At 45.0% G+C, this 22,056-nt stretch carries 17 protein-coding genes; 8 read left to right on the plus strand and 9 right to left on the minus strand.

The genetic code is table 11. The features are described 5' to 3' along the window. Nucleotides 1-87: 87 nt before the first annotated feature. Complete coding sequence (gene dapB / locus MN869_RS13660; protein ID WP_171550939.1) at nt 88-909, minus strand: 4-hydroxy-tetrahydrodipicolinate reductase; 822 nt, start codon at nt 907-909, stop codon at nt 88-90. A gap of 108 nt (nt 910-1,017) precedes the next feature. Here dapB and MN869_RS13665 point away from each other — a divergent pair, with 108 nt between their 5' ends. Continuing rightward, nucleotides 1,018-1,446 carry a hypothetical protein gene (locus tag MN869_RS13665; RefSeq protein ID WP_171550940.1) on the plus strand — a complete coding sequence of 143 codons (429 nt, stop codon included), beginning with the start codon at nt 1,018-1,020 and terminating at the stop codon, nt 1,444-1,446. 58 nt (nt 1,447-1,504) lie between these two features. On the opposite strand, the gene dnaJ is transcribed toward MN869_RS13665, so the two are convergent. The 4 genes from dnaJ to MN869_RS13685 form a co-directional block, all read right to left on the minus strand. Further along, nucleotides 1,505-2,617, minus strand: coding sequence for a molecular chaperone DnaJ (gene dnaJ, locus MN869_RS13670; RefSeq protein WP_171550941.1), 1,113 nt, complete (start codon nt 2,615-2,617; stop codon nt 1,505-1,507). 144 nt (nt 2,618-2,761) lie between these two features. Next, on the minus strand, nt 2,762-3,139 hold the full coding sequence (locus MN869_RS13675; protein WP_171550942.1) for a hypothetical protein: 378 nt from the start codon (nt 3,137-3,139) through the stop codon (nt 2,762-2,764). Nucleotides 3,140-3,271: 132 nt separating this feature from the next. After that, a complete protein-coding gene (locus MN869_RS13680; RefSeq protein WP_243308178.1) occupies nt 3,272-6,400 on the minus strand; it encodes an efflux RND transporter permease subunit in 3,129 nt (1,042 codons plus the stop codon). A 2-nt stretch (nt 6,401-6,402) separates the two neighbouring features. After that, complete coding sequence (locus tag MN869_RS13685; protein ID WP_016542211.1) at nt 6,403-7,503, minus strand: efflux RND transporter periplasmic adaptor subunit; 1,101 nt, start codon at nt 7,501-7,503, stop codon at nt 6,403-6,405. Between the two features lie 151 nt (nt 7,504-7,654). Between MN869_RS13685 and MN869_RS13690 the strand changes: the two genes are divergently transcribed. The 3 genes from MN869_RS13690 to MN869_RS13700 all read left to right on the plus strand — a co-directional run bounded on the left by MN869_RS13690 (nt 7,655) and on the right by MN869_RS13700 (nt 12,649). After that, a complete protein-coding gene (locus MN869_RS13690; RefSeq protein WP_016542210.1) occupies nt 7,655-8,278 on the plus strand; it encodes a TetR/AcrR family transcriptional regulator in 624 nt (207 codons plus the stop codon). Between the two features lie 84 nt (nt 8,279-8,362). Beyond that, entirely contained in the window at nt 8,363-11,044 is a 2,682-nt protein-coding gene (gene ppc / locus MN869_RS13695) for a phosphoenolpyruvate carboxylase (RefSeq protein WP_243308180.1), read from the plus strand. 309 nt (nt 11,045-11,353) lie between these two features. After that, the gene (locus MN869_RS13700; protein ID WP_243308183.1) at nt 11,354-12,649 is read left to right on the plus strand and encodes a solute carrier family 23 protein; all 1,296 of its coding nucleotides are present in this window, start codon (nt 11,354-11,356) and stop codon (nt 12,647-12,649) included. 54 nt (nt 12,650-12,703) lie between these two features. On the opposite strand, the gene MN869_RS13705 is transcribed toward MN869_RS13700, so the two are convergent. Then, complete coding sequence (locus tag MN869_RS13705) at nt 12,704-13,459, minus strand: SDR family oxidoreductase (RefSeq protein ID WP_065343081.1); 756 nt, start codon at nt 13,457-13,459, stop codon at nt 12,704-12,706. Nucleotides 13,460-13,582: 123 nt separating this feature from the next. Between MN869_RS13705 and MN869_RS13710 the strand changes: the two genes are divergently transcribed. Together MN869_RS13710 and MN869_RS13715 are read left to right on the plus strand one after the other, a co-directional pair. Next, on the plus strand, nt 13,583-14,488 hold the full coding sequence (locus MN869_RS13710) for a LysR family transcriptional regulator (protein WP_243308185.1): 906 nt from the start codon (nt 13,583-13,585) through the stop codon (nt 14,486-14,488). Nucleotides 14,489-14,587: 99 nt separating this feature from the next. Continuing rightward, nucleotides 14,588-15,478: a LysR family transcriptional regulator gene (locus MN869_RS13715; RefSeq protein WP_243308187.1), complete on the plus strand. Its 891-nt coding sequence runs from the start codon at nt 14,588-14,590 to the stop codon at nt 15,476-15,478. A gap of 12 nt (nt 15,479-15,490) precedes the next feature. On the opposite strand, the gene MN869_RS13720 is transcribed toward MN869_RS13715, so the two are convergent. The 3 genes from MN869_RS13720 to ilvD form a co-directional block, all read right to left on the minus strand. After that, a complete protein-coding gene (locus tag MN869_RS13720; protein WP_016542205.1) occupies nt 15,491-16,222 on the minus strand; it encodes a sulfite exporter TauE/SafE family protein in 732 nt (243 codons plus the stop codon). Between the two features lie 81 nt (nt 16,223-16,303). Next, complete coding sequence (locus tag MN869_RS13725) at nt 16,304-17,593, minus strand: hypothetical protein (protein WP_243308190.1); 1,290 nt, start codon at nt 17,591-17,593, stop codon at nt 16,304-16,306. Between the two features lie 143 nt (nt 17,594-17,736). Then, nucleotides 17,737-19,566, minus strand: coding sequence for a dihydroxy-acid dehydratase (ilvD, locus tag MN869_RS13730; protein WP_032882001.1), 1,830 nt, complete (start codon nt 19,564-19,566; stop codon nt 17,737-17,739). A 210-nt stretch (nt 19,567-19,776) separates the two neighbouring features. On the opposite strand from ilvD, the gene fmt reads away from it, so the two are divergent. Both fmt and rsmB read left to right on the plus strand, forming a co-directional pair. Further along, on the plus strand, nt 19,777-20,739 hold the full coding sequence (fmt, locus tag MN869_RS13735; protein ID WP_243308192.1) for a methionyl-tRNA formyltransferase: 963 nt from the start codon (nt 19,777-19,779) through the stop codon (nt 20,737-20,739). After that, a complete protein-coding gene (gene rsmB, locus MN869_RS13740) occupies nt 20,736-22,043 on the plus strand; it encodes a 16S rRNA (cytosine(967)-C(5))-methyltransferase RsmB (protein ID WP_243308195.1) in 1,308 nt (435 codons plus the stop codon). The genes fmt and rsmB overlap by 4 nt, the downstream gene beginning before the upstream one ends. The last annotated feature ends 13 nt before the right edge of the window (nt 22,044-22,056 follow it).

Below are 22,056 nucleotides of genomic sequence, written 5' to 3' on the forward strand. Positions count from 1 at the left end.
AATTGTTGTAATAAGGGCGAGAGCTTGTTTCACTCCTCTCGGAAAGAAAGCTCAACAAGCTCTTTTATAGTACAAAAAAGGAACGTTTTAAACGTCAATCTCGTTAAAGCCTAAAACATCTTTCATATCATATTTACGCGCTTCACGGCCAACCACCCACGCCGCGGCACGGACTGCACCTGAAGCGAAGTTCATACGGTTGGTGGCTTTGTGTGTCACTTCCACACGCTCACCTTCACCAATAAACATTACCGTATGTTCGCCGACAATATCGCCACCACGAATGGTTTCAAAACCAATGGTCTGGCGATCACGAGGACCGGTATAACCTTCACGTCCATACACCGCCACTTCTTTCAAGTTACGACCCAACGTATCGGCAATCGCCTCACCCATCATAAAGGCAGTACCTGATGGTGCATCCACTTTATGGCGGTGATGCGCTTCAATGATTTCAATATCCACTGTATCGCCAAATACTTTCGCTGCGAGTTCCAGCAATTTAATCGAAACGTTCACTCCAACTGAATAATTGGCAGCGTACACCACAGGTGTCTGTGTTGCTGTTTCATCAAGGAATGCCTTTTGCTCATCCGACATTCCTGTGGTTCCAATCACCATGGCCACGCCCGCTTCACGGCATAACTTTAAGTGCTGTTCAGTTGCAACCGGCGCAGTGAAATCAATCACCACATCACAGTCTTTCAGCACTTCACTCAAACTTCCCACGATCTTGACGCCGATGCTGCCAATACCAGCAAGCTCACCTGCATCTGCACCGACTAAACTGCTTTCTGGACGCTCAACAGCTGCTGCCAGTTGGTAGCCTGCTTGTTGTACCGCTTGAATCAGAATACGCCCCATGCGTCCGCCTGCACCCAAGATTCCAATGCGTGGAGAAGTTGACATAATTTTTCCCAGTCTTTTATTTAAACAATCGAGCTACTATAGCAAAACTCTGTGTTTGTAAAAAAGTTAAAATAAGGCATTTAAGAAAATTGAAATTTAAGGCACACGATGTCAGTCAAACCTTATGATGCATTTGAAATAGATAAACTGGTTAAATATTATCGAAATATTCCCAATTTCCCCAAGACGTCTCAGGAACTCTATCTAGATGATGCGGCAATGATGGCAGGTCTATATATAGACCCGATCTCCAACTTAGAAGATCGGTTTCGTGATATTTTCGTTTTTTCAGAATATAAAAAACCAGTCGATATCAAACAAGCCCAAACGATTGGCGGAGTTGATCAATTTGACATACAGGAAATAGCTTATTTTATCAGCGATATTTTAGTCCATGAAAAATACCATACTGGGCTCTTCGGCTCTATGATTATCAATGGTGTGATTGAAAATATGATCTGTCGTTTAGAAACGCTCTTACAAGATGAAAAATTACTACATTCCCCACAAAAATCTTGGTGGAAATTTTGGCGTTAATCTGTTGCCATTTCCCATAAAAAAACCTGCCGCAGCAGGTTTTTTTATTGATGTCTAATTAGTCAAATAGACGATCAAAGAACGATTTTTTCTTTGGAGAGGCAGCATGTCCATCACCATCAAAAGACGCTTGTAATTCTTTCAATAATTCACGCTGGCGACTGTTTAAATTCACAGGCGTTTCAACCACAATACGGCAGAGTAAATCACCGACCATACTGCTACGTACAGGACGAACGCCCTTAGCACGTAAGCGGAACAATTTACCTGTTTGTGTACCTTCTGGAATTTTTAAGCTGACACGACCATCAAGCGTCGGGATTTCAATTTCTTTACCTAAAGCTGCATCTGCAATGCTAACAGGTACGTCCATATAAAGATCTGCACCATCACGTTGGAAAATTTCGTGTTCACGAACTACGACTTCAACGTATAAATCACCCGCCTGACCATCACGAATCGCTTCGCCTTTACCGGTTAAGCGTACGCGATCACCATTGTCCACACCCGCTGGAATAGTAACTTCAAGGGTTTGCTGACGATCTGCAACACCTGAACCATGACAGCTATTACATGGATTCTTGATGATTTTACCTTGGCCACGGCAGGTGCTACAGGTTTGCTGAACGGAGAAGAATCCTTGTTGCATACGCACTTGACCTGCACCATGACAGGTACGACAAGTTTCTACATCGTTTGGATTTTTTGATCCTTTTCCATCACAGGTTTCACATGGCGCTGGGGCAGTAAAGGTAATGGTTTTTTTCACACCTTTTACAGCTTCTTCAAGTGTGAGTTCCATGACATAACGAAGGTCTGAACCACGGCGTTGACGTTGTTGACGACCACCGCCACCAAACGCACCACCAAAGATATCGCCAAACTGACTGAAAATATCTTCTGCGCTAAAACCACCGAAGCCACCACCCGCACCACCATAGCCGCCTTCAAAAGCACTGTGTCCTGCGCGGTCATACATGCTGCGCTTTTCATCATCAGAAAGCACTTCATAGGCTTCTGCAGCTTCTTTGAACTTTTCTTCAGCTTCAGCGTTGTCCGGGTTACGGTCTGGATGATACTTCATCGCCAACTTACGATAGGCTTTTTTGATCTCATCATCACTTGCGGTTTTCGAAACGCCTAAAACCTCATAATAATCACGTTTAGCCATGGTTGGCGATGCTCCTCACGGAATTTATTTAAATCTAAAAAAACAAATAGGCTCTGCCGACTTTCAAAATAAAAAGTCAACAGAGCCTTAATAGGGACTGTACGATAAATTTACAAGGTCTATTGCAATAAAAAAGCGATAATTTTAGAAAACGGCTTTATTCTTGAAGTACTTGGCAATACCTTTCAGCCAAGCATTCAATAAAAATAACCATGCAATTGAACTAAATACTACACCTGCGACCGTCATTGCCGTTACCCAGAGTGCACTATCCCAAGCGAAAAAGAACAGTGGAATAAACCATAACGCTGCAAACAAAGCCATCAGTAAAAACAACATCACATTACGCATAATCCAGAGTGCATGCGCATGTATCCATACTTCGGCATTATCCACAATCGCAACTTTTCGTGCTAATAGGTACGCAAATACAGCAAACACTATTGTAAATAATGCAAGAAACATGAACACATAAGAAATCGCCACATAGCGGCGATGCTGCTCAATACCGTCTTGCCCCATGCTCTCTATCACCTCATTCACAGCATTATGCAAAATTTGTCATGCTATGAAATTCAATTATTTTTTGGTCTTAAAATATAGGTGCTACTATATTGAAATTTTCAATCTTTCGCACCTTTATTCACAAAATAATTACGATAGTTGTGTTGTTTTTCTAACCTTAAACCATGCTGCATACAGTGCAGGCAGGAAAAATAAGGTTAATAAGGTGGCAACAATCAAGCCACCCATAATCGCAACCGCCATCGGACCAAAGAAAATACTGCGTGATAAAGGGATCATCGCCAACACCGCAGCCAATGCCGTCAATACAATTGGACGGAAACGACGCATAGTTGCACCAATCACCGCATCCCAAGGCGCATGCCCAGCCTGAATATCTTGCTCAATCTGATCAATCAGAATCAGCGAATTACGCATAATCATCCCAGACAATGCAATCGTCCCGAGCATTGCGACGAAACCGAAGGGTTTGTTGAATAACAGTAGGAATGCAACCACACCAATCAAACCCAGTGGTGCTGTCAGTAACACAATGGTTGCCCGCGACATACTACGCAGCTGGATCATTAATAAGGTCATCACCACTGCCAAGAACAATGGCATACCGGCATTCACCGAATTCTGCCCCTTAGCCGATTCTTCAACCGTCCCCCCCACTTCCAGTAGATAGCCACTTGGCAGATCTGCACGTAAGCTCTGCATCTGATCAGCCAACTGTTGCACCACAGTTGCAGGTTGTAAGTGGGTGCGAATATCTGCACGAACGGTAATGGTTGGCAGGCGATTACGATGCCAAATCAAACCTTCTTCAAAACGAGATTCAATGTTGGCAATTTGCGCCAACGGGACTGTTGTGCCTTTGCTGGTCGGCACGGCTAAGCTTGCCAAAGATGCCACTTCAACCCGTTCAGATTTATCCCCACGTAAGCGGATTTCGATCAATTCACGTTTTTCACGATATTGATTCATCACCGCACCCGTCACCGACGCATTGAGGAAATTAGCGAGATCAACACTGGAAACACCCATTTGACGTGCGCGATCCTGATCAATTTCAATCGCAATGATTTTGCTTGGCTCACCCCAATCCAAATGCACGTTGGTGGTATTTGGATCTTCACTTAAGACTTTGGCAACTTTTTGCGCCCATTGACGTACTGTGCCAAGGTCTTCACCCGACACACGATACTGCAATGGATAACCGACTGGTGGGCCATTTTCCAGTAACGACACCCGTGTTCTTACTTGAGGCAATAACTGCTTAATCTGCTTGTCCAAAGAGCGACGGATTTCATCACGATCATCTAAAGACGAAGCCAACACGACGAATTGGGCAAAACTGGCTTGCGGTAATTGCTGATCTAACGGTAAGTAGAAACGCGGTGAACCTGTTCCCACATAGGCCACATAGTTATCAATGCCCTTTTGCTTGGACAGGAACTGCTCCACTTTATGTACCGCCTGTTCAGTTGCGGTCAGTGATGCCCCCTCTTCAAGTTTTAAATCCACCAAAATTTCAGCACGGTTCGATGGCGGGAAGAATTGTTGCGGCACCAACTTAAACATCGCGACCGAGAGCAAAAATATCCCGACTGTCACTGCAATCACGGTTTTACGGTAGGTAATACAAATTTCCACCACCCGACCAAAGGACTGATAGAACTTGGATTGATATGGATCGTGATGCTGCCCATGTGCTTCAACCACAGGGGCAGGCTGCTTACGCAGTCGCGTCCATAAACGGAGATACCATGCCGCCTGCTGATTCTGTTTGCTGAAATCGGGTAATAGCTTTTCACCTAAATAAGGCACAAATAAAACCGCCGCAATCCATGACACCATCAGGGCAATGGTCACCACTTGGAAAATAGAACGGGTGTATTCACCTGTACCCGATTGTGCGGTGGCAATCGGCAAGAAGCCTGCTGCGGTAATCAAAGTTCCCGTCAGCATTGGAAAAGCGGTGGTTTGCCAGGCAAAACCTGCCGCTTTCAATCTGCTATAGCCCTGCTCCATTTTAATCGCCATCATTTCAACAGCGATAATGGCATCATCAACCAACAACCCGAGGGCCAGAATTAATGCCCCCAAGGAAATCTTATGTAGCCCCACATCAAATAGATTCATGCCTGCAAAGGTCATGGCCAATACCAGTGGAATAGACAATGCCACTACCAAACCAGTACGGAAACCCAGTGAGAAGAAGCTCACCAATAAAACAATAATAACTGCTTCTGCGAGAACCTTTAAAAACTCGTGAATACTGCGTTGTACCGCGACAGGCTGATCAGACACTTTTTGCAGTTTCATGCCCAAAGGTAAGGTTTTTTGTAGGCGATTGAATTCGGTTTCAAGGTTTTTACCCAATGCAATGATGTCACCGCCTTTACGCATCGAAACGGAGATACCAATACCATTTTCGCCCATAAAACGCATACGTGGTTGAGCAGGTTCACTAAAGCCCCGATAGACCTCAGCAACATCACCAAGTTGAATGGTTTTATCCCCCACCAACAACGGCATTTTTTTCAGGTCATCAACACTATGTAAGTGTCCACTCACTCGGATTTGAATACGATCTGTACCTGTTTCAAAGAAACCAGCACCCGCCATGTCATTTTGTTTTTGAATGGCTTCCTGAATCGCAGTGACAGGCACACCCAGCTGTACCGCTTTAGTATTGGACAATTCAATCCAGATTTTCTGATCTTGTAGACCCACCAGATTGACCTTGTTGACATCTTTGACCCGTTGCAATTGCAGTTGCAAACGGTCGGCATATTCTTTCATTACCGCATAGTCAAAGTCTTTGCCTGTCAGTACATAAATATTACCGAAGGTGTCACCAAACTCATCATTGAAAAAAGGCCCTTGTACACCACTCGGTAACTGCGAACGGATGTCGTTGACCTTCTTGCGCACGTTATACCAAACATCGGGAATGGCACTAGACGGTAAACTGTCTTTGGCCACAAAGGTCACCAGCGACTCACCTGGTCGTGAATAGGCCATGATGCGGTCGTACTGCCCTGTGGTCATCAATTCTTTTTCAATTCGATCTGTGACCAAGGTCGACACTTCTTTGGCTGTTGCGCCCGGCCAATAGGTCTGTACCACCATCACCTTAAAAGTAAACGGCGGATCTTCACTTTGCGAAAGTTTGGAATAAGACATGATGCCGACGATGCCGAGCAACAGCATAAAATAAAGGATAATGCCCTTATTCTTGAGTGCCCATTCTGAAAGGTTAAATTTCATCTCTAACCTCCCGCTTTTATGGTGACTTCACGATTATCACGATCAACTGGATGAATTTTTTGCTGGTCACGCAGTAAATGAACGCCACCAACCACGACCCAGTCTGTGGCTTTTAAACCAGACACCACGGGTACGCTATCTCGACCATAAGTGCCTAAAGTCACAGGCACTTTGCGTATGCTTTGATTGGCATTCACCACCCAGACATAGGCTTGCTGCTCATTGGCTGTAACACTGGATAAAGGCACGCTCAACACGTTATTGTCCTGTGCCACAAAGAACACCCGTGCGCTTTGCCCGAGTTGAATACTCGATTGCCCTTCCAGTAAAGAAACCTTCACCGTAAAAGTGCGCGATTGATCGGCAGCAGGTGAAACCTCGCGGACTTTAGCTGCAAAACGTGCATCAGGTTGCGACCATAAAGTGACCCATACAGGTTGTCCAACCTTGATGGTACTGACTGCTTGCTCAGGTACACCGAACACCACTTCGCGCTCACCATCAATCGCCAATTGATAAGCGGCTTGCCCTGCGGCAAGCACTTGGCCAATCTCAATTTGGCGCTGGGTAATCACCCCATTTTTATTGGAGATTAACTGGTTATAACCGGTTTGGTTCGATGACACTTCATAGTTCGAGCGTGCTTGTTGCAAACTGGCTTGCGCAGATTCATACTGATTTTTGACTGCATCAAATTGTGAACGACTCACTGCATTGACAGGCAGTAACTGCTGATAACGCTGATATTCTTCCGCCGCAATTTTTGCTGCAGCCTGTGCACTTTGTAACTGCGCCTTAGCTGCATTCATTTGCAATTGCGCATCTTTGACGTCCAGTTTCGCCAGCACTTGGCCGACTTTGACCCGATCACCGACATCCACATAACGTTCGGTAATCTGTCCCCCGACACGGAAGGCCAAAGCGGTTTGTTGTCTTGCCTGTACATCCCCTGCATAGCTTTTCTGATCGATATGATTACGACTGGGTTGAGTCACCATGACATAGGGAATTTCCTCAGTCTTTGGCAGCTCTTTCTGACAGGCGCTGAGGAGTACACTACTGACAATGAGTAACCCCAATATGATACGATTGATCTGATTCATCTGTTTGCGCTCTTATTCAAATTGATTTTTAAGGCGTGATCTGAGCATTATCATAGATTGTTTATTTTTTAATTAATATACTCATGGGTACATTAATTAAAAAATAAAGCGATTTTTTTGATTTCTACATTGATTAAAAGAGAACGATAACGTGCACATCAGCAGTGGCCGCCCTAAAGATTTAGAAAAAAGAGCCAAAATTTTACAGGCCGCAAAATCTATTTTTTTAAAAATGGGCTATCACGCCACCAATATGAATCAGATTGCCAAAGAGGCTGGCGTCACCAAACTCACGGTGTACAACCACTTTCAGGACAAAAGCAATCTATTTATGTGCGCCATTGAAGAAAGCTGTGAAGAATCGATTCGAACCAAACAGATTGAACTGACCGCCGATGCTGATTTTAAACAGGCACTGGTGCTCATGTGTCAGCGTGCATTAAGTATTATTTATCTGCCTGAAGCACTGAAATTGGATTGTTTACTGTTTGAACTGGCGGCGGAACAAAGCCCCTTAACCCAACAGTTTTTTGATGCCTCACATAGTCGCATGTGTCATGTCTGGTGTGATTTTTTTGAACAGGCCATCGGCTTTAAATTTATTCAGGCAGATGAACCCATTAAGCAAACCGAGCTGATCATTTCACTCATGTTAGGCATCCGTCATCAACAAGTGTTGCTGGGTTTAGCACCTGTGCCAACGGCAACTGAAATCGATCAGATGATTCAACAGGCCATCGAGATTTTTTTGCTTAAATATCAACCCATAAATTAGAGAATATTCACATTTTTTTACGTTCTGCTCTTGGAATGTCTCCCAATCGCGCTATAGTCGAGTAAGAACAACAGGAGAATTAGAATGATTCAGCAAATCACTGCTCCACTACGTGAAGATGTCCGTTTACTCGGCAATTTACTTGGAGAAACCTTAAAGCAACATGCTGGGCAAGATTTGTTTAATCAGATTGAACAAATTCGCGCATTAGCCAAAGGTGCACGTGACGGCCAGATCGAAGCAGAAAAACAGCTCGAACAATTGTTTCTCGGTTTAAAAGATGAAGAGATTTTGCCGCTGACCCGCGCATTCTCACATTTTCTTAACTTCGCCAATATTGCTGAACAATATCATGTGGTACGTAGCCGCCGTCAGGCCGAGTTCGATGAGCATGCGCCTAGCCCGAACCCATTGCCACATTTATTTGAAAAATTCAAAACCCAACAGATCAATGCACAACAACTATTTCAACAAATCTGTGACCTCAAAATCGAATTAGTGTTGACAGCGCATCCAACCGAGGTCAGCCGCCGTACCCTGATTCAAAAATATGATGATATTACCGACTGTCTCTCCCAGCTGGATCAACAAAAACTGACACCAAGAGAACGTCAACAGACCATCGCTACACTGAAGCAATTGGTCAGCTCAGCTTGGCAAACCGATGAGATTCGTCAGCATCGTCCAACGCCTGTCGATGAAGCCAAATGGGGCTTTGCCACCATCGAGCAGTCGCTCTGGGATGCAGTACCGAAATTCGTACGTGAACTGAATGAACTCACACAGCAGCATTGTGAGCATGCCTTGCCTTTGAGCATCGCACCAATTCGTTTTGCCTCTTGGATGGGCGGTGACCGTGATGGCAACCCGAATGTGACCCATCAAGTCACCCAAGAAGTGCTGTGGTTATCACGTTGGCAGGCGGCGGATTTATATCTACGTGATATTGAAAATCTGCGTTGGGAATTATCCATTCAAAGCTGTTCTGAAGAACTGACACAAGCTTTAGGTTATGAACACCCTGAACCCTATCGTGAGTATTTGCGTGATACGCGTGAACGTTTAAAAGCCACTCGCTATTGGTTGGGACAACGCTTACAAGGTGCTGAAGCCGATGACAGCAATATCATCAAAAATAAAGATGAACTATTAGCGCCACTGCTACTCTGCTATCGCTCGTTGATTGACAGTAACTTAGCCGAAATCGCCAATGGACAATTGCTGGATTTCATCTATCGGGTCAACTGTTTCGGCATTGAACTGCTCAAACTGGATATTCGTCAAGAATCAGGCCGCCATCGCCAAGCCATTTCAGCCATTACCGAATATCTGGGCCTAGGCAATTTTGAATCGTGGACCGAACAAGCGCGTCAAAATTTCCTGATCCAAGAGCTACAAAGCAAACGTCCATTATTACCGAAGTTCTTCAATGAACCTGAAGGTAGCCTAATTCAGCATCCTGATGTGCTTGAAGTATTTGCCACCATGCGTACCTTGGCGGAACAGCCGACCGAGAGCTTGGGTGCCTATATTATTTCGATGGCAGAATATCCAAGTGATGTCCTTGCGGTGCTGTTGCTACAAAAAGAAGCTGGGATTCAACATCCGCTACGCGTCGTGCCTTTATTTGAAACCTTAAAGGATCTGGATGGCGCAGCCAAAACCATGAATACCTTGTTCAATATGCATTGGTATAAGCAACATATTCAAGGCAAGCATGAGGTGATGATTGGCTATTCAGACTCAGCCAAAGATGCAGGCTTTATGTCTGCCAACTGGGCGCAATATCGCGCTCAGGAAGAATTGACTGCAATTGCCAAACAGCATGGTGTGCAATTGACCTTGTTCCATGGTCGTGGCGGTTCAATCAGCCGCGGTGGTGCACCAACCCAGCAAGCCCTGTTTTCACAGCCACCGGGTTCAATTTCTGGTGCGATTCGAGTCACTGAACAAGGTGAGATGATTCGTTTCAAGTTCGGCCTAGAAGGTATTGCGCTGCAAAATCTGGAAATTTATACCGCAGCGACCTTAGAAGCAACTTTGCTGCCGCCGCCTGAACCGAAAAAACAATGGCGTGACTTGATGAATCAAATGACTGATTTATCCGTCAAAGTCTATCGTCAAACCGTGCGCGACAATCCAAACTTTGTCAGCTACCTACGCACGGTTACGCCTGAACTGGAATTGCAAATGTTGCCATTGGGTTCACGCCCAGCCAAACGCAAAGTCAGTGGTGGTATTGAATCACTGCGCGCCATTCCTTGGGTGTTTGCATGGACACAGATCCGTTTGATGCTGCCTGCTTGGTTGGGTACAGGTACCGCAATTAATCAGGTGCATGAACAGCATAAAAACACTTTGAATGAGATGCTGGAACAATGGCCTTATTTCCAGACCTTAATTGATATGCTGGAAATGGTATTGTCTAAATCGGATGCCGATATCGCCCTGTATTATGAATCGCATCTGACCCAAGATCAGGACTTAAAGGTGCTTGGCGTGGAATTACGCCAACGTCTGCAGAATGCTGTGGATACTCTGCTCCGTTTGAAAGGTGAATCCAAATTGCTCAGCAATAATGAGGTCTTGGATCAATCCATGCAGGTACGCAAACCCTATTTATTGCCACTGCATTTATTACAAGCGGAGTTGATGAAACGTCGTCGTCTATATCTGTCGGAACATCAAACCGAACACAGTCCTGTTGATCATGCCTTGATGGTCAGTATTGCAGGGATTGCTGCGGGTCTGCGTAACACTGGTTAAGTCGAAAGCCAGCCTCGCCATCCATAGAAATCACAACGATTGATGGCGAGATTGGCAAAATATGCCACTTCAATTCAAAAAACAGAAAAAATTCAAAAAATATTTTGAAAATAAGAGCGTTAACTTTTCAAAGCATCAGCACAAAAATAAATAATAAAACCGCTAGCTTATTTGGAAACAAATTTTACCAAAAGGTAAAAACACAAACCCGCAATGCCTTTTCTGGCAATATTCTCAATGGCTTATAGGTGAAAGCTCGTTTTAAGACAGGGTATCATACGCGCTGATATCACATAATGAGTCTAATTTATGTCAAGTTGGTTTCCAAAATGGCAGCCGTATCAGGGGAAGATCGATCATCGTCCTGTTGCGACAAATGAATATTTACCGCCCTTACAAAGTGCGGTGCTCGGGGTTCAGCACGCATTTGCAATGTTTGGTGCAACGGTTCTGGCACCCTTATTAATGGGCTTTAGCCCAAACCTTGCCATCTTAATGTCAGGGATTTGTACCATTATTTTCTTCCTGATCACGGGTGGGCGCGTACCAAGCTATTTAGGTTCAAGTTTTGCCTTTATCGGTGTGGTTGCTGCGGCAACAGGACATATCACCGGCTCTGGGGCCAATCCTAATCTTTCAGTTGCACTTGGCGGGATCGTGGCTTGTGGTATTTTTTATGCCTTGATCGGTTTTGCGGTGATGCTGACAGGCACACGTTGGATCGAAAAACTAATGCCACCGGTGGTGACTGGCGCGATCGTGATGATCATTGGTCTCAACCTTGCACCTGTCACCATTAAAGGTGTTGCGGGTCAACCCTTTGAGATGTGGATGGCACTCATCACTGTACTGAGTATGGGCATCATTGCGGTCTTTACCAAAGGCTTATTACAACGCTTATTACTGCTGGTCGGCCTACTGATCGCCTATGCGATTTATGCCATTGCCACCAACGTTTTAGGCTATGGCAAAGCCATCGATTTCTCTCAAATCGCTGCAGCGCCATGGTTCGGTATTCCAAGCTTTTCGCATCCAACTTTTGATTTAAATGCGATTCTGATTATTGCCCCTGTGGCTCTGATCTTAGTGGCAGAAAACTTGGGCCATATCAAAGCGGTCGGCGCAATGACTGGTGAAGATCTGACCCCGCAATTGGGCAAAGCCTTTGTTGCCGATGGCCTAGCCACCACCTTATCCGGTAGTGTCGGTGCACCGGGTATGACCACTTATGGTGAAAATATCGGGGTGATGGCTGTGACCCGCGTGTATTCCACCATCGTGTTCGTAATCGCTGGTGTGTTTGCGATTTTCTTGGGTCTTTCTCCAAAGTTTGGCGCAGTGATTAGTACTATTCCAACTGCAGTCCTCACTGGGGCTTCGATTGTGGTGTTTGGTTTGATTACCATTGCAGGTGCCAAAATCTGGATCGAAAACAAGGTCGATTTTTCGAATAATAAAAACCTGATCATTGCCTCAGTCACCATTATTTTAGGTGCAGGCAATTTTGAATTGTTATTTGGTAGCTTCAATTTAGGTGGTATTGGCACCGCAACGTTTGCTGCAATTCTCCTGAACCTGTTGTTCAGTTTAAAAGATAAAAACTAGAATGTTCAAAGGCAGCGCAAGCTGCCTTTTTTTATTTTGAAAAGGATGCCACGACTAAATAATACCTCCGTTGGCTCTAATCACCTGTGCATTGATCCAGTTACTGGCATCACTCACGGCAAAATCAAGCACCGCAGCAATATCTTCCACTGTGCCTAAACGCTCTAAAGGAGCTGCTTTGGCCAACTGTGCAATCAATGCCTCGCTCTTGCCTTCAAAAAACAGTTCGGTTGCGGTCGGACCTGGTGCAATCGCATTGACGGTAATGTTTCTGCCTCTTAATTCTTTGGCAAGGATAACCGTCAAAGCTTCGATGGCTGCTTTAGACGCGGTATAAACGCCATACCCTTCCAGCTTCATACCAATCACACTACTGGACAAATTGATAATTTTTCCACCCTGCTCAAGTCGTTTTGCCGCCTCACGCATGGTATAGAGTGCGCCTTTTAAATTAATTGCTAAAACTTTTTCGATCGTTTCATCCTTGAGCGCTTCAATTTTTTCAAGAGACATGATGCCCGCATTGTTAATCAGAATGTCGATACGCCCATAATTTTGGATCACATAATCAAACAGCTGCACAACCTGATCAGATTGACTGATATCCGCTTTAAATGCAGTTGCCGTCCCGCCTGCCGCTTTAATTTTTTCAACCAGCTGATCTGCCTCCAAGGCATTATTTGCATAATTGATCACGATCTGGTGTCCTTGCTGTGCCAATAAATTCGCGGTAAAAGCACCAATCCCTCTCGATGCACCGGTAATCAAAATTACTTTCTTCGGATTGATCGCATTTGCTGGTGTATTCATGTCTAACCTCAATCAAATCAACTTATCACTGGATACGATCTATGATACTGTTCAGTGATAACAAGATAATCCATCAAGTTTCGGCTTCTTTATCCGAATAGAGCGAACAAAAGAATTAAGCCTATGGACAAGTTAAATGCAATGTCAGCATTTGTGCATGTGGTTGAACAGCGCAGTTTTACCAAAGCAGCTCACATTTTGAGTCTGCCACGCTCGACCCTGACCGATGCGATTAAACAATTGGAAGCACAGCTGAATACGCGTTTACTGTTTCGAACCACACGGCAGGTCAATCTGACTGACGAAGGTCAACTTTATTATCAACGTTGTAAATTTATTCTGGCTTATATCGACGAATCCGACCATGATTTTCTACATGCAAAACCACAAGGCAGTTTAAAAGTCGAAGTCCACGGTATTTTTGCCGCTCATTTTATTATTCCAAAATTACATGAATTTCTCAGTGAATATCCACAGATTCAAGTGCAACTGACCGAAAGTGACCGCTATGTCGATATTATCAAGGAAGGTATTGATTGTGTGATTCGGATTGGACATCTAAATAATAGTGAATTAGTGCTGAGACCCTTGGGGCACATTCAACAAGTCACTCTTGCAAGTCCTGCATATCTGAAAAAATATGGTACACCGAACACACTCAGCGATTTAAAGCAGCATGTGATGGTGGGCTTCTATTCCAGCGCACGACAAAAACCGCTTCCCTTAGAATTCATCATCCACCAGCAAGTGAAACCTTATGATTTAAGTACATTGATTCAGGTCAATGGAGCGCATACCTACTCAGCAGCGGCAGAACAAGGCTTTGGTCTTATCCAAGTTCCGCGTTATGGACATGTCAAGCAAATCGAAAATGGCCGACTCTGCCCTGTGTTAAGCCAATACGCTGTGCCTTCTTTACCCGTTTCGTTGCTTTATCCCTCAAAAACACGGGTTTCACCCAGACAAAGGGTGTTTATTGAATGGATTGTGCAATTGTTTAAAGATCACCCGTTGGATCAGCATGAATAGATCTGGCTCAGTAGCACTTTGCTGCTGCACTTAAGTCCACTATCTTTATTGAAGCGATGTTTAGTATGATGGCTTTTTATATTTCAATACGTTGCCATCATGCGTTTTGATTTTTTTGATTTACAGCTCGTTCTGCACATCGTCAACACAGGCAGTCTGACCAAAGGGGCGGAACGTTCTGCAATTTCCTTGCAAGCGGCCAGTGAGCGCATCAAAAAACTTGAACAATATTTCGATACGCCTTTATTCATTAGACACACCACAGGCGTTGAGCTCACCAGTGCAGGCCATGCCTTAGCCGAACATGCGCGACGTTTGCTCCGACAAAAAGACCAACTTGAACAAGAGATGCAACGCTTTCGGCTGCAACAACCCGAATCCATAACCCTGTGGTGCAATTCCTCTGCACAAAGCGAATATTTGCCACCGCTATTACCGCAATATCTAATGCGCCATCCTGACATCAATATCGATCTGCATGAAGCTGAGAGTTCCGAGATTATTGCGGCTCTCGGTAAAGGCATTGCCAAATTAGGCTTGGTTTCCAGCTTTTTTGATATTCGTCCTTTACAAACTCAGGAATTTGCCAGTGATCCCTTGGTGCTGATTTGTCCTGCCTCACATGCTCTCGCCCAACACGCACAGTTGAATTTGGTCGAAGCCTTGAACTACGGCTTTATTGGGTTGATGCCGCATCATTCTTTGCAACAATCCATCGAAACCCAAGCCAAACTGCTGGGCTTTAATATTCAGTACCGTTTGCGCTTACCCAATTTTGCTGCGATTGCCGAGGTGGTGGCAAAAGGTGTTGGTATCGCGATTATGCCTGCCCGTGCCGCGCAACGTTTAGCACCAGATTATCATTTCCACACCGTACAACTCATGGGCGCATGGGCCAATCGGAAACTTTTGTTGGCAACACAGGATTTCAGTCAACTGCCCGAGACTTATCAGCAATTTTCAGATTTTTTATTGCAACATCGTCCTTAGTTCAGACCCAAGTTAATGCGATAGCATATAAGCACCTAATGCGACCAACCCCATAAAAAATAGGCGGCGGAAGCGTTGCTCATTCAATTGATAGCGGATTTTTTTACCCAACCACATGCCAATTAAAGCTGCGACCAACGCCACGACCGATAGACGATAATCGAGGGTGATGCCTGCCATCGGATTATGCTGTAAAAACACGGCGAGACAAATGGTGGACACGGTAAAGGTCAAGCCCAAAGCCTGAACCAGCTCATCTCGTTTTAAATGCAAAGACTGTAAATAAGGCACCACGGGAATAATCACCACACCTGTCGCTACGGTCACCGCCCCACCGATATAACCAACTACGGGTGAGAGCCAACGCTCATATTTGCCCAAATGAGGTAGATTCTTAACGCATAGGCCATAAAGCCCGTACAGTATCAGCATCGTCCCCAAGAGAATTTCACTACTTTGGCCATGACTTTGGCTTAACGTGGGTAAAAAACTCCAAATCGACCCAACCACTATACCGACCAACAAAGACCAGAAACGGCGTACAAAGGTCCAGACCCGACCCTCGGCAAACAGCTGCCAGATATTGGTGATCATGGACGGAACGATCAGCAGTGAGGCGGCCTGAAACGGACTCATGGCAATCGTCAGCAGTCCCATTGAGACCGCAGGTAAGCCTAAGCCGATCATGCCTTTAATCATGCCCGCAAAGACAAATACCATCACAATAATTGCTAAAAAAGTCACAGCCGAATCTCCGATATTGCATCGGAGCTATGCTACGAAAAAAAGCGCAGCTTGCCCTATTCTTATTTTTGGGAGTAGGCCTCAGGCAGAGCTTGAGGCAGTTCTATATTTATCTTCCAACACATTGCTGATGATGCTTTCAATCATCCAGACCCGATACAGGCTGTTAAAGACATAACTTTGCCCATCAATACGCAATTCTAACACTGGAAAATCAGGCTGATGCTTTTGCTGACACAATTCATCATTCTGCTTCAGCAAAGCTTCGACATCCTGCTCAGTGATGTGCTCGATCTCTAAACGTTTTTGCATGCGCTGGAAATGGGCTTTAAATGACAGGTCTTTACCTCGTGTCCACACCCCTTCAAAAATCTGATGAATACAATCGACTTGCTGTTCTTCAGGCACGCTATAAAACAGTCGTGCCATCTCATAGGTCGCTTCTTTGGTCGGACGGCAGAACGGCGTAAACGCCACTTGGGTCCGTTTGGAAACACGAGTAGCCAAGCTCCAGTCAAACCAGTCTCGCCCGTGGTAACTGAGCGGATAGACTTTCAGCTGAATATTATAATAATTGGCCAGTTCTTCTTTGATATAGGCCAGTAATAACCAGCTCATGGGATCTTCAAGCGCAATGTATAAATCTAGCTCGGGATGCATGGCCTGCACTTCATTGAGCGCTTCACCATCATTAATCAAATGCTCGCGCCATTCGATATGATTAATCAGGAAAATTGGATTTCCGGTCAGCAGTTTTTGTTGTTTCAGACGACGCGTCAGACGCAATAAATCATCGACTGCTTGATATTTCCGCTCACCAAATTCGAAATAGCTGGCGGCAACGGGCACATCTTTAAAAATGCGTTCAGGATAATCTTGCGGGCTTTGGTGCCGACTGGCCATGGCATACAGGGTACGTAATTTGCCGTATTGTTGTTGCCACAGCATATGGAACACGTCTTCCAGTAAATGTAAGAAGTTCTGTTCACGTAAGGGGGTATTTCGAAGAATGGTTTCAGCTTGTTGTAGTGCTTCTACGCTGGGGATTTCTGGGGTGTCATCAAAGCCAAACCGATGTTGCTTGGCCAGAATCTTGGCATCATTTAAACAGTAACTGAGCCATTCCTGTGTGGACATTCCATTCGGAGGCTCTGCGTCCTGCCTCGAAATAATCACTTTTAATGGTTTCAACTCATCACTCAGGATTTCATTGAGCTGATCCAGTTGTTGTACCGCAAGATAGCTATAAACATCGTCTAGACGCAGGTAAATACTCAAACCCTGTTCCGTAGGTAACACCGCCTGACGTGAAGGTTTCTGATAGAACCAACTCGATCGAATGGGGTCAAACCAACGACGTAACAAAGACATGTCGATAGCCTCTAATGGTCATAAATTTATAAATGGAAAAGTTTTTTCAAACTTGTGCTCTAACAAGTGAGCCAATAAGTGTATTCAGTATCTTATAAAATAACAAAAAAGTCCCCCTTAATTGAAAGAGGGACTAAATGGGATTACAAAACTCGTACTGCGCCTTTGGCTGCGCTGGTCGAATGCATTGCGTAAATCTTCAATGACTTAGACACTTTACGTTTACGCTCTTCGGCAGGATGCCAGCCTTTTGCTTCCTGAACGGTACGGCGATGCGCCATAGTCGCATCATCCACATTCAAATGAATGGTACGGTTTGGAATATCAATTTCAATGGTATCGCCATCTTCAACCAAACCAATCGCACCACCTTCTGCTGCTTCTGGGGACACGTGACCGATCGACAAACCTGATGAACCACCCGAGAAGCGACCATCAGTAATCAAGGCACAGTCCTTACCTAAGCCTTTCGACTTCAAGTAACTGGTTGGGTACAACATTTCCTGCATACCTGGTCCACCACGTGGCCCTTCATAGCGAATCACCACGATGTCACCCGCTACGATTTTATGATCCAGAATCGCTTCTACTGCGGCATCTTGGCTTTCAAAAACGCGTGCTGTACCAGTAAATTTAAGAATTGACTCATCCACACCCGCGGTTTTAACGATACAGCCATCCAGAGCGATGTTGCCGTAAAGGACGGCCAAACCACCATCTTGAGAGAAGGCATGTTCAGCATTACGAATCACGCCTTTTTCACGGTCACCATCTAAGGTAGAGTAATAACGGTTCTGCGAGAATGCCACTTGGGTTGGAATACCACCCGGAGATGAACGATAAAACTCATACACGTCGGCATCTTCAGTGCGGATAATATCCCATTTGTCTAACGCATCTTTCAGCGTAGGTTCATGTACGGTTGGACATGAAGTATTCAGTAAGTTGGCACGATCGAGTTCACCCAAGATCGCCATGATGCCACCCGCACGGTGTACATCTTCCATATGCACGTCTTGTTTAGCTGGTGCAACCTTTGACAATACTGGAACTTGACGAGACAGACGGTCGATATCATCCATGGTGAAATCAACTTCTGCTTCATGTGCAGCAGCAAGCAAATGCAATACGGTATTGGTTGAACCACCCATTGCGATATCCAAGGTCATGGCATTTTCAAATGCGGCTTTGGTTGCAATTGAGCGTGGCAAGATGCTGTCATCATTCTGTTCATAGTAGCGTTTCGCCAGTTCAACCACTAAGCGACCGGCTCTTAAGAACAATTTTTCACGGTTGGCATGGGTTGCCACGATCGAACCATTGCCCGGTAGAGACAAACCTAAAGCTTCGGTTAAGCAGTTCATTGAGTTGGCCGTGAACATCCCTGAACATGAACCACACGTCGGACATGCTGAGCGTTCAAACGCAGCCACTTCTTCATCGGTATAGCTTTCGTCGGCTGCAACCACCATGGCATCAACCAGGTCAATCGCCTTTTCGTCACCACGGAATTTAACTTTACCCGCTTCCATCGGACCACCAGACACGAACACCACTGGGATGTTCAAGCGCATTGCCGCCATCAGCATTCCCGGAGTGATCTTGTCACAGTTCGAGATACATACCATTGCATCGGCGCAATGGGCATTGACCATGTATTCCACAGAATCGGCAATCAAATCACGTGATGGCAGTGAATACAGCATCCCGTCATGGCCCATGGCAATGCCGTCATCGACAGCAATGGTATTAAATTCTTTTGCCACACCACCAGAAGCTTCAATTTCTCTCGCAACAAGTTGACCTAAATCTTTAAGATGCACGTGACCGGGAACAAATTGGGTAAATGAGTTGACCACCGCAATAATTGGCTTGCCAAAATCTTCATCTTTCATACCGGTTGCACGCCATAAACCGCGCGCGCCCGCCATATTTCTTCCATGTGTTGATGTTTTCGAACGATAATCAGGCATTTTGTATTCCCAACAAGTGTGTGCTCGAGAAAAATAAGAATTTCTCTCTGGCGAAATGATACTGAGCTGTTTGCATCATACTACAAGTTATCGTTTAACAGATGACCAACAGGCCTATCTTTTTTTGCACAAAAGCAATTCAACCCGTGAATTAGGGGCTCGTGGCTTTTTCGCTTATAATTTGAGATAAGTTTTATTTGGATTCCATTTGTGAAAATCATTTTTGCTGGTACGCCTGAGTTTGCGGCAACCGCATTGGCGGCATTATTAAAAACATCCCACCAGATCATTGCGGTTTATACTCAACCTGACCGTAAATCAGGACGTGGGCAAAAATTAACGCCATCGCCTGTTAAACAATTGGCACTTGAACACGGTTTAGCTGTTTATCAACCTTTGAATTTTAAAGCATCTACCGAAGAAGGTTTGGCAGCTCGACAAGAACTTGCTGCACTTGGCGCAGATGTGATGGTAGTTGCGGCCTACGGCCTGATTTTACCGCAAGCGGTTTTGGATACACCGAAATACGGTTGTTTAAATATTCATGGTTCATTGCTGCCACGCTGGCGTGGTGCTGCGCCAATTCAACGTGCCATCGCGACAGGTGATGCTGAAACAGGGATTACCATCATGCAAATGGCGGCAGGTTTAGATACGGGCGATATGATGTATAAAACCTATTGTCCAATTACCGCGGAAGATACCTCTGCCAGCTTGCATGACAAATTGGCTGCTCAAGGTGCAGAAGCGATTTGTACTGTGCTTGAATCAGAACAAAGCTTGCAGGGTTTTATTGAAAAACGTGAAGTGCAAGATGAAGCACTCACCGTCTATGCACACAAATTAGTTAAAGCCGAAGCACGGATTGATTGGCGTGTGAATGCGATTCAAATTGATCGTAATATTCGTGCCTTTAATCCTTGGCCAGTGGCTTTTATTCAGCTCGATGAAAACAATGCCTTACGTGTTTGGGGTTCTACACTTTCACCTCTCAGCACAACCGATGCACAAGCGGGTGAAATCCTTGCCATTGATAAACAAGGCGTACACGTTGCCTGTGGCGACAATAGCGCAGTGTGCCTCACCAGTTTGCAATGGCCGGGTGCTAAAGCCCTCAATCCAGTGCAAATTGCCCAAACCCAAAAATTACATATTGGACAAATTCTCCCATGAGCCAATCGAATCAATCATCTGCAAAAAATTTAAATCTGCGTGCGCAGGTGATCAAAACACTTTTGGCGGTTCAAAATGGGCAATCTTTGTCTTCCGTTTTGAATCAACATATCAATATCGTTTCTGAACGTGACCGTGGTTTATATCATGAGCTTACTTTAGGTTGTTTGCGCCAATGGTATTCGTTAAAAGCCATTACCTTACCCTTGCTCACAAAACCATTAGACAATGAAGTCCTAGAAAGTTGTTTATATCTTGGTTTATATCAAATTTTATGTACGCGTATTCCGGTACATGCTGCGATTTCAGAAACGGTAAATGCGGCTAAGCAACTCGGTTTCGAGCCAATGAGTGGTTTGGTCAATGCGATTCTGCGTCGTGTTTCACGTGAAACAGATGAATTTCAAACCGCGTTGAATAATACCCATGGTTTACCAAGTTGGTTATTCAAACGACTCAAAAAAGATTGGCCTGAGCAAGTAGAGCCGCTATGCCAAGCCTTAAAACAAGTCGCGCCACTGACCCTGCGCGTCAATGAACGCCAAGTCAGTCGTAACGAATATTTAGAGATTTTGGACGAAGAACAGATTGATGCTCGTCCTTGCACGCTTTCAGATGTGGGTATTGTTTTGGAACAAACAGGCAACATTACCCATTTACCCGGTTTTGAAGAAGGCGGTTTTTCTGTTCAGGATGAGCATGCACAATTGTGCGCCACGCTTTTACCGAACCTAGATAACAAAGTTGTTGTCGATGCTTGTGCTGCCCCAGGGGGTAAAACTGCACACATCCTTGAGCGCTTTAATCCTAAAAAATTGATTGCACTTGATCATGATGCAAAGCGTTTACTGCGTGTTTCTGAAAATTTAGAACGTCTGGCCCTAGAGCAGGACAATGTTGAGATTATTACAGCTGATGCCACCACCTGGCAGGCACAGCAACTGGTCGATTGTATCGTGCTAGATGCGCCTTGTTCCGCGACAGGCGTGATTCGCCGCCATCCCGATATTCGTCTGCTTAGACAGTCGACCGATATCGCGCAAACCGTGGCCTTACAGCAACAGATTTTGCAGCAAATGTGGCAACAGCTTAAAGTCGGCGGCACTTTACTGTATATCACCTGCTCAATTCTAAAAGCTGAAAATGAGCAGCAAATGGCGGCATTCTTTGCAGAACATGCCAATGCTGAAGAAATCAAAATCGAAGCCGATTGGGGAATTGAACAGACTTATGGTCGTCAATTATTACCGTCTGCGCACTCTGGCGATGGTTTCTATTATTGCCGAATTAAAAAATTGGCGTAATCAAAATAAAAAA

Source organism: Acinetobacter sp. NIPH1876, from assembly GCF_022808535.1.
In the GTDB taxonomy this organism is placed as follows: Bacteria; Pseudomonadota; Gammaproteobacteria; order Pseudomonadales; family Moraxellaceae; genus Acinetobacter; species Acinetobacter higginsii.

What these genes read in the sequence shown, in the direction of transcription:
- ilvD (WP_032882001.1), bottom strand. Translation starts at nt 19,566, where the DNA reads ATGCCTGATTATCGTTCGAAAACATCAACACATGGAAGAAATATGGCG.
- MN869_RS13675 (WP_171550942.1), bottom strand. Translation starts at nt 3,139, where the DNA reads ATGGGGCAAGACGGTATTGAGCAGCATCGCCGCTATGTGGCGATTTCT.
- dapB (WP_171550939.1), bottom strand. Translation starts at nt 909, where the DNA reads ATGTCAACTTCTCCACGCATTGGAATCTTGGGTGCAGGCGGACGCATG.
- MN869_RS13705 (WP_065343081.1), bottom strand. Translation starts at nt 13,459, where the DNA reads ATGAATACACCAGCAAATGCGATCAATCCGAAGAAAGTAATTTTGATT.
- MN869_RS13715 (WP_243308187.1), top strand. Translation starts at nt 14,588, where the DNA reads ATGCGTTTTGATTTTTTTGATTTACAGCTCGTTCTGCACATCGTCAAC.
- rsmB (WP_243308195.1), top strand. Translation starts at nt 20,736, where the DNA reads ATGAGCCAATCGAATCAATCATCTGCAAAAAATTTAAATCTGCGTGCG.
- MN869_RS13685 (WP_016542211.1), bottom strand. Translation starts at nt 7,503, where the DNA reads ATGAATCAGATCAATCGTATCATATTGGGGTTACTCATTGTCAGTAGT.
- dnaJ (WP_171550941.1), bottom strand. Translation starts at nt 2,617, where the DNA reads ATGGCTAAACGTGATTATTATGAGGTTTTAGGCGTTTCGAAAACCGCA.
- MN869_RS13725 (WP_243308190.1), bottom strand. Translation starts at nt 17,593, where the DNA reads ATGTCTTTGTTACGTCGTTGGTTTGACCCCATTCGATCGAGTTGGTTC.
- MN869_RS13680 (WP_243308178.1), bottom strand. Translation starts at nt 6,400, where the DNA reads ATGAAATTTAACCTTTCAGAATGGGCACTCAAGAATAAGGGCATTATC.
- MN869_RS13710 (WP_243308185.1), top strand. Translation starts at nt 13,583, where the DNA reads ATGGACAAGTTAAATGCAATGTCAGCATTTGTGCATGTGGTTGAACAG.
- MN869_RS13665 (WP_171550940.1), top strand. Translation starts at nt 1,018, where the DNA reads ATGTCAGTCAAACCTTATGATGCATTTGAAATAGATAAACTGGTTAAA.
- MN869_RS13700 (WP_243308183.1), top strand. Translation starts at nt 11,354, where the DNA reads ATGTCAAGTTGGTTTCCAAAATGGCAGCCGTATCAGGGGAAGATCGAT.
- ppc (WP_243308180.1), top strand. Translation starts at nt 8,363, where the DNA reads ATGATTCAGCAAATCACTGCTCCACTACGTGAAGATGTCCGTTTACTC.